The 12,844-nt window shown below is 75.5% G+C and carries 12 protein-coding genes; 11 read left to right on the top strand and 1 reads right to left on the bottom strand.

All coding sequences use genetic code 11. The annotated features are described in order from the left end of the window. The 7 genes from ASF18_RS14450 to cobJ form a co-directional block, all read left to right on the top strand. On the top strand, positions 1-375 hold a 375-nt coding region (locus ASF18_RS14450; RefSeq protein WP_082487610.1), incomplete at its 5' end, for a DUF1636 domain-containing protein. Beyond that, on the top strand, positions 372-1,406 hold the full coding sequence (gene cobW / locus ASF18_RS14445) for a cobalamin biosynthesis protein CobW (RefSeq protein ID WP_056214751.1): 1,035 nt from the start codon (positions 372-374) through the stop codon (positions 1,404-1,406). The genes ASF18_RS14450 and cobW, both read left to right, overlap by 4 nt. Before the next feature lie 9 nt (positions 1,407-1,415). After that, positions 1,416-4,769, top strand: coding sequence for a cobaltochelatase subunit CobN (gene cobN / locus ASF18_RS14440; protein WP_056352526.1), 3,354 nt, complete (start codon positions 1,416-1,418; stop codon positions 4,767-4,769). Beyond that, positions 4,766-6,106, top strand: a complete 1,341-nt coding sequence (locus tag ASF18_RS14435; protein WP_056352524.1) for a hypothetical protein — start codon at positions 4,766-4,768, stop codon at positions 6,104-6,106. Before cobN ends, ASF18_RS14435 begins: the two co-directional genes overlap by 4 nt. Next, positions 6,103-6,735, top strand: a complete 633-nt coding sequence (locus tag ASF18_RS14430) for a precorrin-8X methylmutase (RefSeq protein WP_055947476.1) — start codon at positions 6,103-6,105, stop codon at positions 6,733-6,735. The genes ASF18_RS14435 and ASF18_RS14430 overlap by 4 nt, the downstream gene beginning before the upstream one ends. Beyond that, complete coding sequence (locus ASF18_RS14425) at positions 6,735-7,526, top strand: precorrin-2 C(20)-methyltransferase (RefSeq protein ID WP_056352517.1); 792 nt, start codon at positions 6,735-6,737, stop codon at positions 7,524-7,526. Before ASF18_RS14430 ends, ASF18_RS14425 begins: the two co-directional genes overlap by 1 nt. Continuing rightward, positions 7,523-8,299, top strand: coding sequence for a precorrin-3B C(17)-methyltransferase (gene cobJ / locus ASF18_RS14420; RefSeq protein WP_056352516.1), 777 nt, complete (start codon positions 7,523-7,525; stop codon positions 8,297-8,299). The genes ASF18_RS14425 and cobJ overlap by 4 nt, the downstream gene beginning before the upstream one ends. 20 nt (positions 8,300-8,319) lie before the next feature. Here the strand turns inward: cobJ and ASF18_RS14415 are convergent, their stop codons facing one another. Further along, positions 8,320-9,051, bottom strand: coding sequence for a cobalt-precorrin-6A reductase (locus tag ASF18_RS14415; RefSeq protein ID WP_082487546.1), 732 nt, complete (start codon positions 9,049-9,051; stop codon positions 8,320-8,322). 28 nt (positions 9,052-9,079) lie between these two features. Here ASF18_RS14415 and ASF18_RS14410 point away from each other — a divergent pair, with 28 nt between their 5' ends. Genes ASF18_RS14410 through ASF18_RS14395 form a run of 4 tightly spaced genes read left to right on the top strand, consistent with a single transcriptional unit; the run spans position 9,080 to position 12,841 of the window. Further along, a complete protein-coding gene (locus ASF18_RS14410) occupies positions 9,080-10,318 on the top strand; it encodes a bifunctional cobalt-precorrin-7 (C(5))-methyltransferase/cobalt-precorrin-6B (C(15))-methyltransferase (RefSeq protein WP_056352512.1) in 1,239 nt (412 codons plus the stop codon). Continuing rightward, positions 10,315-10,755 (top strand): cobalamin biosynthesis protein, encoded by a 441-nt coding sequence (locus tag ASF18_RS14405; RefSeq protein WP_056215358.1) that lies wholly within the window; start codon positions 10,315-10,317, stop codon positions 10,753-10,755. The genes ASF18_RS14410 and ASF18_RS14405 overlap by 4 nt, the downstream gene beginning before the upstream one ends. Then, positions 10,752-11,534 (top strand): precorrin-4 C(11)-methyltransferase, encoded by a 783-nt coding sequence (gene cobM / locus ASF18_RS14400; protein ID WP_056352506.1) that lies wholly within the window; start codon positions 10,752-10,754, stop codon positions 11,532-11,534. Before ASF18_RS14405 ends, cobM begins: the two co-directional genes overlap by 4 nt. Further along, complete coding sequence (locus ASF18_RS14395; protein ID WP_056352504.1) at positions 11,531-12,841, top strand: cobyrinate a,c-diamide synthase; 1,311 nt, start codon at positions 11,531-11,533, stop codon at positions 12,839-12,841. The genes cobM and ASF18_RS14395 overlap by 4 nt, the downstream gene beginning before the upstream one ends. The last annotated feature ends 3 nt before the right edge of the window (positions 12,842-12,844 follow it).

Raw genomic sequence — 12,844 nt, 5'->3', positions numbered from 1 at the left:
GCCACCTGCCGGACGGCCGGCGACGCCTCGGAGCCGCGGGCGGGCGCCCGCCTGCTCGCCGCGCTTCAGGACGCCGTGAGCGCCGGCGGCCACCCGGGCATCACGATCGAGAGCGTCGAATGCCTCTCGGTCTGCAAGCGCCCCTGCACGGTGGCGGTGGCCTCGCAAGGCCGCTGGACCTACGTCTACGGCGATCTCGACCCGGTCGCGTCGGCCGGCACCATCCTGGACGGCGTGGCGCTCTATGCCGAGACGCCGGACGGCATCGTGCCGTGGAAGGCCCGGCCGCAGGAATTCCGCAAGGGCGTCGTCGCCCGCCTTCCCCCATTCCCGCCGCCCGTCGCGGCGCCCCCCCTTCCGGACGCCGCCGAATGACCCTCGTCGCCAAGATCCCCTGCACCATCGTCACGGGCTTCCTCGGGGCCGGCAAGACCACCCTGGTGCGCCACCTCGTGGAGAACGCGAACGGCCGGCGCCTCGCCATCATCGTCAACGAGTTCGGCGACATCGGCTTCGACGGCTCGTTCCTGGCCGCCTGCGGCATCGAGGGCTGCGGCGACGAGGACATCGTCGAGCTCGCCAACGGCTGCATCTGCTGCACCGTGGCCGACGATTTCGTGCCGGCCCTGAACAAGCTCCTCGACCGGGCCGATCCGCCCGAGCACATCCTGATCGAGACCTCGGGCCTCGCCCTGCCCAAACCCCTGGTCCAGGCCTTCCAGTGGCCGGCGATCCGCTCGCGGGTGACGGTGGACGGCGTGGTCGCGGTCATCGACGGCCCGGCCGTGGCCGCCGGCTTCTTCGCCGACGATCCGGCGGCGCTCGCCGCCCAGCGCGCGGACGACGCCAGCGTCGACCACGACAATCCCCTCGAGGAGGTGTTCGAGGACCAGCTCCTCTGCGCCGACCTTGTGGTGATGAACAAGGCCGACCTCCTCGACGAGGCCGGGCGCGCCAAGGTCCGGGCCGAGGTCACCGAACACCTGCCCCGCGCGGTGAAGATGGTGGAGGCCGAGCACGGCCGCCTCGACCCGCGCGTGATCCTGGGGATCCAGGCGGCGGCCGAGGACGACCTCGACGCGCGTCCCTCCCACCACGGCGAGGGCGAGGACCACGACCACGACGACTTCGATTCGGTAGCGCTGCCGGTGGCGGCCACGGCCTCGGCCGAGGACCTGGCCATCCGCGTCGCCCGCGCCGCCGAGACGGAGGGCGTGCTGCGCATCAAGGGCTTCGCCGAGGTTACCGGCAAGCCGATGCGCCTCGTGGTCCAGGGCGTCGGTGCCCGCATCGCCCACCATTACGACCGCCCCTGGAAGTCCAGCGAGCCCCGCGACGGCCGCCTCGTGGTGATCGGCCTCAAGGGGTTCGACCAGGCCGCCGTCGCCGCCGCCTTGGCGGGATAAGCGCCCGCCATGCACCTGATCCGCATCGATACGGTCTCCCTCGACGAGGGCGAAGCCGCGATCGATCTCGGTCAGGCGCCGGGGGACATCGTCTTCCTGTCCTTCACCGATTCGGATCTCTTCGGCATGGCTGGCGCCCACGCGGCGGTCTTCCCGCCGGGTTCGGCCGGAGGCCCGACCCTGCGGCTCGCCAAGCTCGCGAAACTTCGCCACCCGATGTCGGTCGACCTCTACGTCGAGTCGGTGATCGCCCAGGCACGGATGGTGGTGATCCGCTGTCTCGGCGGGCTCGATTACTGGCGCTACGGCATCGAGCGCGCCAGCGCGGCCGCCCGCGCCGCCGGGGTGGCGCTCGTGGTGCTGCCGGGCGACGACCGGCCCGACCCGCGCCTCGACGCCTATTCGACGAAGCCGGAGCTCGCCCCCGACTTCGACGCCTATTTCCGGGCCGGAGGCACGGCGAACCTGCGCCGCCTGGTCGGGCGCATGGCCGCCGCGATCGGATATCCCGCGGCGGTCGAGGCGCCCCTGCCCCTGCCCCGCGGCTTCGTCTGCTGCCCGGGCTGCGGCCCCGTCGCGGACGGGCAGGCCCGCGCCGCCGGACGACCGTTCCAGACCGCCCCGGCCGAGGCGCCGCTGGCGCTGGTCGTGGTCTACCGGTCCAGCGTGCTCTCGGGCGACACCGCGCCGATCGCCGCGTTGGGCGCCGCGCTCCAGGCGCGCGGCCTTGCGGTGCTGGCCGTGGCGGTGTCGAGCCTGAAGGACCCCGCCGCGATCGCGCCCCTCCGGGCGGCCATCGCGGCGCATCGGCCCGCCATCGTCATCGCCGCCACCGCCTTCTCGGCGCGGGAGGATGCCGGGTTCGTCCTCGATGCCGCCGATTGCCCGGTCCTACAGGCCTTCAGCATCGGCGCGGCGCGGGACGCCTGGGCCGCCTCCGCCCGGGGCATGGGTGCGGCCGACCTCGCCATGCAGGTCGCCCTGCCGGAATTCGACGGCCGGCTCTCCGGTTTTCCGATCTCGTTCAAGGAGGAGGGTCCGGAAACCGAGGGCTTCGCCGAGCGACGCGCCGTGCCGCACGCGGAGGGCATCGCGGCCCTGGCCGAGCGCGCCGCCGCCTGGATCCGCCTCGCCCGGCTGCCCCGGGCCGAGCGCCGCCTCGCCCTGGTGCTCTCGGATTACCCCGCCCGCGGCGGCCGCGCGGGATTCGCCGTCGGCCTCGACACGCCGGAGAGCGCGCGGGCGATCGTCGCGGACTTGGCGCAGGCCGGCTACGGCATCGGCGCATTGCCGGACGCCGACGCGCTGATGCGGGGTCTGACGCAGGGGCCGAAGGACTTCGCGGTCGACCTCGATGCCTACCGGGACTGGTCCGGCACGCTGCCGGAGACCGCCCGCGCGGCCCTCGACGCCGAGTGGGGTCCGCCCGAGGCCGACCCGGCCTGCCGGAACGGCGCCTTCCGCTTCGCGAGCGTGGCCCCGCAGGGCGGCCGCCTCGCGGTCTTCCTGCAGCCGGATCGCGGGCGGTCGAAGGACCGGAAGGCCGCCTATCACGACCCCGACGCGGTGCCGACCCACGCCTATCTGGCCTTCCATCTCGGCCTGCGCAGCCGGTTCGACGCCCTCGTTCACCTCGGCACCCATGGCACCGCCGAGTGGCTGCCGGGCAAGGCCGTCGCCCTTTCGCCGGATTGCTGGCCGGCCCGCGCCGTCGGGGCGCTCCCGGTGGTCTATCCCTTCATCGTCGACGATCCGGGCGAGGCCGCGCCCCTGAAGCGGCGCCTCGGGGGCGTCGCCCTCGGACACCTGACGCCGCAGACCGGCGTGACGGGGCTCGACCCCGACGCGGCGCGCCTGCGCGCGCTCGTGGAGGAATACTCCGCCGCCAGCGTCCTCGACCCGCGCCGCGCCGCGATCCTGGCGCGCACCATCCTGGACGAGGCGATGTCGGCCGGGCTGCTCGCCGGTGCCGGGATCGACGCCGACACGCCGATGCCGGACGCGCTCGCGGCCCTCGACGCGCATCTGTGCGACCTCGGCGAGGTGACCGCGCGCGACGGTCTGCACGTATTCGGCCGGGCCGGGGCCGAGGCCTCTGAGGCGGTGGCCGCCTGCGCGGAGGGCGAGCGCCTCGGCCTGCTGCGTGGCCTCGACGGCCGCTTCGTGGCGCCCGGTCCCGCCGGCTCGCCGTCGCGCGGGCGCACCGACGTGATGCCCACGGGCCGCAACCTCGCCACCCTCGACCCGCGCAGCCTGCCGACCCGGGCCGCCACCACCCTGGGGGCCAGGGCCGCCGACGCCGTGGTCCTGCGCTACCTGCAGGACGAGGGCGAGTACCCGGCCCGGATCGTCATGGATCTCTGGGCTTCGCCCACCCTGCGCACCGGCGGCGAAGACGTCGCCCACGCCCTGGCCCTGATGGGCGTGCGCCCGGTCTGGGACCACGCCTCCACCCGGGTCACCGGTTTCGAGGTGCTGCCGCTGGCGCTCCTCGACCGGCCGCGCATCGACGTGACGGTGCGGGTCTCGGGCGCCTTTCGCGATACCTTTCCCGAGACCCTGTCGCTCCTCGCCCGGGCCGCCGAGGCGGTGGCAGCGCGGGAGGAAGAGGATGACGAGAATCCGCTGGCCGCCGCCCGCCGCCGGGGCGAGGCGCTGGCCCGAGTCTACGGCGCGGCGCCCGGGCGCTACGGCGCGGGGGCCGGCGGCCTCGCCCTCGACGGGGCTTGGGACAGCCGCGACGATCTCGGGCGGGCCTATCTCGCCGCCACGTCGCACGCCTATGGGGGCGCGGCGGACAGGGAGGATGCGGGCTTCGCCGCCCGGGTGGCCGGCGCCGACGCCTACGTGCACGCCTTCGACGTCGCCGAACGCGACCTTCTCGACGGCGACGCCGCCGTGGAGGCGATGGGCGGCTTCTCGGCCGCCGCCGCCCTGACGGGGGCGAGCCCCGCCCTCTACAGCCTCGACGTCGCCACGCCCGAGAGCCCGAAGGCGCGCACCGCCCGCGAGGACGCCGCCCGTCTGATCCGGGGCCGCCTCGCCCATCCGCGCTGGATCGCGGCGCAGCTCCGGCACGGCTACCGCGGCGCCCAGGAACTGGCACAGGGGGTCGACGCGGTCTTCGTCCTCGCCGCCACCACGGACGCGGTGTGCGACGCCGACCTCGACCGGCTCTACGGGGCGATGATCGCCGACCTCGAGACCTTCGAGACCCTGCGGGCGGCCAATCCGGAGGCGGCCCGCGCCATCCTCGAGCGCTTCGACGAGGCCCGCCGGCGCGGCCTCTGGACCACCCGGCGCAACGCCATGGCGGCCGACGAGATGGCGGCCGACGAGCTGCTGCGCGAGGCGGCGGAATGACCGCGCCCCGCCGCGTCGCCCCGGAGGCGCCGAGCCGGCGCGGCTGGTGCCCCAGCCTCGCCCGGCCGATGCCCACCGGCGACGGCCTGCTCGCCCGCGTCCACCCGCCCCTCGGGCGCCTCACCCCGACCCAGGCCCGGGCGGTGGCGGCGGGCGCGCGCCGCTTCGGCAACGGCCATGTCGACGTCACAGCCCGGGCCAACCTGCAGATCCGCGGGGTCACCGAGGCGACCCGCTGCGACCTCGCCGAGGCGCTGGCGGCCGTCGGTCTCGGGGATGTCCGCCACGACGGGGGCCCGCAACGCCTGACCCTGACCACGCCGCTGGCCGGGCTCGAACCCGAGGCGGTCCCGGCCCTGGCCCAGGCCATCGAGGCGATCGGGCGGGTGATCCCGGGCCTGCCGCCGAAGTCGCTGGTGGCCGTCGAGGCGGCCACGCACGGGATCAGCCTCGGTTCGGCGGAGGCCGACCTTCACGCCGTCGTCACGCGCGCGGGTTTTGCCCTGCGCCTCGCCGGCGACGCGGCCTGGTGGCGCCTGCCCGACGGTGCGGCGCCGACCATCATCGAGGCGGCCCTGCGCCTGCTGGCGGCGAGCGGGCAACGGCGGATCCGCGATGTTCCGGCAGCGGCCCGGGCGGAGACCCTGGCTCGCTTCGGCCTGCAGCGCATCGCCGGGCCGGCCGAGTCGGCCGCCCTGAACCCGGGCTTACTGGCCCTGCCACCCCTATCTCTTCCGGACAGCGAGTCCCGGCGATCCTCGCCCCCGAGGGCGGAGGGGCGCGTCGCCCTCCTCGTCGACGCCCCCTTCGGCCGCTGCACCGCCGACGCGCTCGACGCGCTCGCCGACACGGCGGACGCCGTCGGCGGCGCGGACCTGCGCCTCTCGCCGACCCGCGGCCTCCTCCTCGTCTGCGCCGACGCCGCCGTTGCCGAAGCCGCGCGGGAAACCCTGGCCGGGGCCGGCTTCCTGACGCGGGCCGACGATCCGCGCGGGGCGGTGGCGGCCTGCCCAGGCGCGCCGGCCTGCGCGTCGGGATCGACCCCGACCCTGCACGACGCGGCCCGCCTGGCCGAGGCGTTCCGGCCCTTCGCGGCGCGCGGCCTGCGCGCCCATGTCTCGGGCTGCCCCAAGGGCTGCGCCCATCCGGGCGCCGCCGACCTCACCCTCGTCGGGCGGGACGGGTGGTACGACGTGGTGCTGTCCGGGCGGCCGGATGCCTCGCCAACGACGCGCCTCCCTTTCGAGGCCGCGCTGGAGCGCGTAAGGAGGGCGGATTCGGCACATTCCCTCGCCCGGATCTTCCCAGACCACCCGCCAGGACCGCGACCGTCATGAGTTCCCGCCTCGACTACCTGCGTGACGGAGGGGCCATCTATGCCCGCTCCTTCGCGATGATCCGGGCCGAGGCCGATCTCGCGCGCTTCCAGGGCACCGCCGAACGGGTCGTGGTGCGGATGATCCACGCCTGCGGCATGACCGACCTGCCGCGCGACGTGGAGGCCTCCCCCGACTTCGCGCAAGCTGGCGAGGCGGCCCTGAAGGCCGGCGCGCCGATCCTGTGCGACGTCCGCATGGTCGCCGACGGCGTCACGCGGGCGCGGCTGCCCGCCGACAACCGGGTGATCTGCACCTTGAGCGATCCGCGCGTGCCGGACCTCGCCGCCGCCATGAACACCACCCGCTCGGCCGCCGCCATGGAGCTCTGGCGCGAGCACCTGCCCGGCAGCGTCGTGGCGGTGGGCAACGCCCCGACCTCGCTGTTCCGCCTCCTCGAGCTTCTCGACGAGGGCGTGCCGCCCCCCGCCGCCGTCATCGGCATCCCGGTCGGGTTCGTCGGCGCCGCAGAGTCGAAGGAAGCCCTCGCCCGTGACGGTCGGGTGCCCTTCATCGTGGTCCATGGCCGACGCGGCGGCAGCGCCATGACGGCCGCGGCCATCAACGCGCTCGCGCAAGAGATCGAGTGATGGATTCCGGCGAGCGCCTTCCCCCCGATGCGGCGGAGCGGACCGAGATCCCGCGCGCGGTGAGCACCGGCACCCTGTTCGGCGTCGGCATGGGCCCGGGCGAGCCGGACTACCTCACCGTGCGCGCCATGCGGGTGCTGGAGCGGGCCCCGGTGCTGGTGCATTTCTGCAAGAAGGGCCGTCGCGGCAACGCCCGCACCATCGCGGACGCCGTGCTCGCCGCCGAGCCGGGGCGCGAATGCCCCCTGGTCTACCCCTACACCACCGAGCTCCACCCGGGGCACCCGGACTACGTCGCGGCCCTCGCCGCCTTCTACGACGACGCGGCCGGGCGCCTCGCCGACCATCTCGGTGCGGGCCGGGACGTCGCCATCCTGTCGGAGGGCGATCCGTTCTTCTACGGCTCGTTCATGCACCTGTGGCGGCGCCTGAAGGACCGCTTCCCCGTGGAGGTCGTGCCCGGCGTCACCGGGATGTCCGGCTGCTGGACCCGCGCCGGCACCCCGATCACCTGGGGCGACGACGTGCTGACCGTGCTGCCCGCCACCCTGCCGCACGCCGCCCTGGTGGAGCGCCTGCGCGCCACCGACGCCGCCGTGCTGATGAAGCTCGGCCGCCACCTGCCGAAGGTGCGGGCGGCGCTCGCCGAGGCCGGCGTGCTGGAGCGCGCGGTCTATGTGGAGCGCGGCACCATGGCGGGCGAGCGGGTGATCGCCCTCAAGGACAAGCCCGACGACGAGGCGCCCTACTTCTCGATGGTGCTCCTGCCCGGCGAGGGACGCCGGCCGTGAGCGGCCCGACCTCGGCTTCCGGGTCCGTCGCGATCGTCGGCCTCGGCCCCGGCGATCCGCGCTTGCTGACGGCGGCCGCACAGGAGGCCCTGGCCCAGGCGCAGGATCTCATCGGCTACATTCCCTACGTCGCCCGCGTGCCCGAGAGGCCGGGTCTCGTCCGCCACGCCAGCGACAACCGGGTGGAGGTCGACCGGGCCCGCCACGCCCTCGAACTCGCCGCCTCCGGCCGGCGCGTCGCGGTGGTCTCCGGCGGCGATCCCGGCGTGTTCGCCATGGCGGCGGCGGTGTTCGAGGCGGTGGAGGCCGGCGATCCGGCCTGGGCCCGGCTCCCCATCACGGTGGAGCCCGGCATCACCGCGATGCTGGCCGCCGCCGCCCGCCTCGGCGCGCCCCTGGGCGGCGATTTCTGCGCGATGTCCCTCTCGGACAACCTCAAGCCCTGGGAGGTCATCACCGCCCGTCTGGAGGCGGTGCTGCGGGCGGATTTCGTGATCTCCCTCTACAACCCGATCTCCTCCGCCCGGCCCTGGCAGCTCGGCAAGGCCCTCGATCTGGCCGCCGAGATCCGGCGCGGCGACACGCCGGTGATCTTCGCCCGCGCCGTCTCGCGGCCCGACGAGGCGATCCGGGTGCTCACCCTCGACGAAGCGCGGACGACCACGGCCGACATGGCCACAATGGTGATCATCGGCGCCTCGGCCACCCGCCTGATCCCGCGCGGCGACGCCACGCCGTTCGTCTACACGCCGCGCAGCGTGCCGGCGGCGTGATGCGCGGGTCGGCGCGGGCCTCAGAGGGCGGCGATCCCCGCGAGGGCCCCCGCGACGTCCGGTACGCTCGGCACGTCCGGCTTCTCCGGGCGGTCGACCATCACGACCGGCAGCCTCAGCGCCCGCGCCGCGGCGATCTTGCCGTAGGTGGCGCCGCCCCCGGAATTCTTGCTGACCAGGACCTCGATCGCGCCCTCGGCCAGGAACGCCGCCTCGGCGGCCGCGTCGAAGGGGCCGCGCGCCTGGACCGAAGTCAGCCGCGGGACCGCCAGGGCGATGTCCTCGATGGCGCGCACGACGTAGTCGTGCTGCGGCGCGCCGGCGAAGGCCCCGACCTCCTGCCGGCCGATGGTGAGGAAGACCCGGCGCGGCGCGGGGCCGAGCGCCCGAGCGGCGGCTGCCATGTCAGGCACCTCCACCCAGCGGTCTCCGGCCACCGGCCTCCAGGCCGGACGGCGGATCGCCAGCAGGCGCGTCCCGGTCCGGGCGCAGGCCTCGGCGGCGTTGGCGCTCATCCGGGCCGCGAAGGGATGCGTCGCATCAACCACGAGGTCGGTGCGGTCCTGGGCCAGCCACGCGGCGAGCCCCTCCACGCCGCCGAACCCGCCGATCCGCGTCGGCACGGGTTCCGGCTTCGGCCGGCTGGTGCGGCCGGCGAGCGACAGGGTGACGGCATCGCGCCGGTCCATGGCCAGGAGCCCGCGCACCAGGGCGCTCGCCTCGCCGGTACCGCCCAGGATCAGTATCCGCATGCTCCCCCCACCCTCGGGGCCGTTCTCCATGACCGGTAACGCCGTGTCCACCAGCCAGCCGGCCGCCCCCTGGCTCACCATCGTGGGCATCGGCGAGGACGGACGCGCGGGCCTGAGCCCCGCCGCCGCCGCCGCCCTCGACGGCGCGCGCCTCGTCTATGGCGGACGCCGGCACTTGGCGCTGGCCGCGCCGCTCGCCGCCGAGACGCGGATCTGGCCGAGCCCCATGGCGGACGCCTATCCGGGACTCCTCGCCCGGCGCGGCACGCCCACCTGCATCCTGGCGACCGGCGATCCGTTCCACTACGGCATCGGGGCCGAGATCGCCCGCCTCGTCCCGGCCGCGGAGATGCGGGTCTTCTCCCAACCCTCGGCCTTCAGCCTCGCCTGCGCCCGCCTCGGCTGGCCCCTGGCGGAGACGGGCTGCCTCACCCTGCACGGCCGGGCACTGCCCCGGCTGATCCCGCATCTCCAGCCCGGCGCCCGCCTCCTCGTCCTGACCTGGGACGAGACGACGCCGGCGGCGGTCGCCGCGCTCCTGGCCGAGCGCGGCCTCGGCGCATCCCGCCTCACCGTCCTGGAGGCCATGGGGGGCCCGCGCGAGCGCCGGCGCAGCGCGACGGCCGCGGGCTTCGACCTCGTGGGGATCGACCCCCTGAACACCCTCGGCATCGAGGTCGTCGGCGCGGCCGCGGCCCAGGTGGTCACCGTGAGCCCCGGCCTCGACGACGCCTGGTTCGAACATGACGGCCAGCTGACCAAGGCCGACATCCGGGCGGTGACGCTGGCAGCCCTGCGCCCCCGCGCCGGCCAGACCCTGTGGGACATCGGCGCCGGAGCCGGCTCCATCTCCATCGAGTGGATGCTGCGCCACCCGAGCCTGCGGGCCATCGCCGTCGAGGGCAACCCGGCCCGGGCCGCCCGCATCGCCCGCAACGCGGCCCGCCTCGGGGTGCCCGACCTGCGCGTGGTGGAGGGTCCCGCCCCGGCGGCGCTGGCCGGCCTGCCGGCCCCCGACACCGTCTTCATCGGCGGCGGCGTCACCGCGCCGGGCGTCCTCGACGCGGCCGTCGCCGCCCTGCCCCCGGGCGGACGCCTCGTCGCCAACGTGGTGACCCTGGAGGGCGAAGCCGTGCTGCTCGCGGCCTTCGGGCAGCAGGGCGGGAGCCTCAAGCGCCTGACGGTCGCCCATGCGGATCCGGTCGGGCACCTGCACGGCTGGCGCGGGGCGATGCCGGTGACGCAATGGGCCTGGGTGAAGGCATGAGGGGGGATGGCACGGCGCCGGTGGAACCCGGACCGGGCGACCTCGTCGCAGGAATCGGGTTTCGCCATGCGACCGCGCCCGCCGAGATTCTCGCCCTGGTCGCGCAGGCCTGCGACGCCGCCGGCCTGCCGCGCGCCCGCGTCGTCCGCCTCGCCACCGCCGGCGACCGGGCCGGGGAGCCGGCGATCCGCGCCGTCGCCCAGACGCTCGGCTGTCCCCTGGAGGCCGTCCCGCCCGAGGCCCTGATCGCCGTGGACGCCGAAGTGGCCACCCGCTCGCACCGGATCGAGGCCTCGCGCCGGGTCGGCTCGGTGGCGGAGGCCGCCGCCCTCGCCGCCGCCGGACCGGGTGCGACGCTGCTGCTGCGGCGAATCGCCAGTGCCGGGGCGACCTGCGCCCTTGCGCTTCGCGCACAATCCGTCACGCAGGAGCCATGACCGTACACTTCATCGGCGCCGGCCCGGGCGCCGCCGACCTCATCACCGTCCGTGGCCGCGACCTCATCGCGCGCTGCCCCGTCTGCCTGCATGCCGGGTCCCTCGTCGCGCCCGAGATCCTGGGCTGGTGCCCGCCGGGCGCCCGCATCGTCGACACGGCCCCCCTCGACCTCGACGCCATCGTGGCCGAATGCGCGGCCGCCCACGCGGCGGGCCAGGACGTGGCGCGCCTGCACTCGGGGGACCTCTCGATCTGGAGCGCGCTGGCCGAACAGACCCGCCGCCTGACCCAGGCCGGCATCCCCTTCACGGTGACGCCGGGCGTGCCGTCCTTCGCCGCCGCCGCCGCGCTCCTGCGGCGGGAACTGACCGTACCGGGCCTCGCCCAGTCCGTCGTCCTCACCCGCACCTCCGGGCGCGCCAGCGCCATGCCGGAGCGCGAAACCCTGGCGGCCTTCGCGGGCACCGGCGCCACCCTCGCCCTGCACCTCTCGATCCACGTCGTCGACGCGGTGGTCTCCGAGCTGACGCCGTTCTACGGCGCCGATTGCCCCGTCGCGGTGGTGTTCCGCGCCACCTGGCCCGACGAGCGGGTGCTCACCGGAACCCTGGCGACGATCGCCGGCCAGGTGGCCGAGGCCGGGCTGGAGCGCACGGCGCTGATCCTGGTGGGGCCCGCCCTCGACCCGGCGGAGTTCCGGGAGAGCGCCCTCTACGCCACCGATTACGACCGGCGCTTCCGGCCGACGGGCGAGCGCGCAAACGGAGACCGACCGTGAGCGTGCCCGGTCTCCTCGTCGCCGCGCCCCGTTCGAGCTCGGGCAAGACCACCGTGACCCTGGCGCTGATGCGGGCGCTGGCCCGGCGGGGCCTGGCCGTGCGCGGCGCCAAGTGCGGGCCGGACTACATCGACCCCGCTTTCCACCAGGCGGCCACCGGCCATCCGAGCTTCAACCTCGACAGCTTCGCCATGCCGGGGCCGATGCTCGACGCCGTGGCGGCCCTCTCGGCTCTGGGCGCCGACCTCGTGATCGCCGAAGGCTCGATGGGGCTGTTCGACGGCATCGTGGCACCGGAGGGGCGCACGGGCGCCAATGCCGACATCGCCGCGCGCTACGGCTGGCCGGTGATCCTCGTCCTCGACGTCTCCGGCGCCGCGCAATCGGCCGCCGCCCTCGCCCTCGGGTGCCGATCCTACGATCCGCGCATCCGCATCGCCGGGGTGATCCTCAACAAGGTCGCGAGTGCCCGCCATCGCCGCCTCGTGGAGGCAGGCCTGAGCCGCATCGGCATGCCGGTGCTCGGGGCGCTGATGCGGGATGCGAGCCTCGTCCTGCCCGAGCGCCATCTCGGCCTCGTCCAGGCCCGCGAGACCAACGACCTCGAGGCCCGGCTCGACCGGCTCGCCGACCTCGCCGAGGCCGGCCTCGACCTCGACGCGATCCTGGCCGCCGCGGCCGGCGCGGCCCCCGCCCCGGGCGCCGGCATCCTGCCCCGGCCGCCGGGCCAGCGCATCGCCATCGCGTCGGATGCGGCCTTCTCGTTCCTGTACCCGCACATGGCGGCGGGCTGGCGGGCGGCGGGCGCCGAACTCGTGCCCTTCTCGCCCCTGGCCGACGAGCCGCCCCCGGCCGATTGCGATGCCGGCTGGCTGCCCGGCGGCTATCCCGAGCTCCATGCCGGCGCCCTGGCGCAGGCCAGGCGCTTCCTCGACGGATTGCGGGTGTTCGCCCGGGGAAAGCCGGTGCACGGGGAGTGCGGCGGCTACATGGTCCTGGGCGAGAGCCTGGAGGATGCGCAGGGGGTCACGCACGCCATGGCGGGCCTGCTGCCGGTGGCGACCTCCTACAAGACCCGCCGCCTGCACCTTGGCTACCGCGTCGCGACGCTGCTGGCCGAGGGCCCCCTCGGGGGCGCGGGCGCACGCCTCGTCGGGCACGAGTTCCACTATGCCAGCGAGACGAGTGCGCCGCCGACCCCCGAGACGGGGCTCGCGGCGGTGACCGATGCGGAGGGCGTGCCCCTCGGCCACGCCGGACACCGGCGCGGCGCCGTGACGGGCAGCTTCTTCCACTGGATCGGTTAGGGG

It is taken from the genome of Methylobacterium sp. Leaf89 (assembly GCF_001422215.1).
GTDB lineage: Bacteria > Pseudomonadota > Alphaproteobacteria > Rhizobiales > Beijerinckiaceae > Methylobacterium.
Note: the sequence above shows the minus strand (reverse complement) of the source record. Positions and strands in the feature narration are given on the sequence as shown.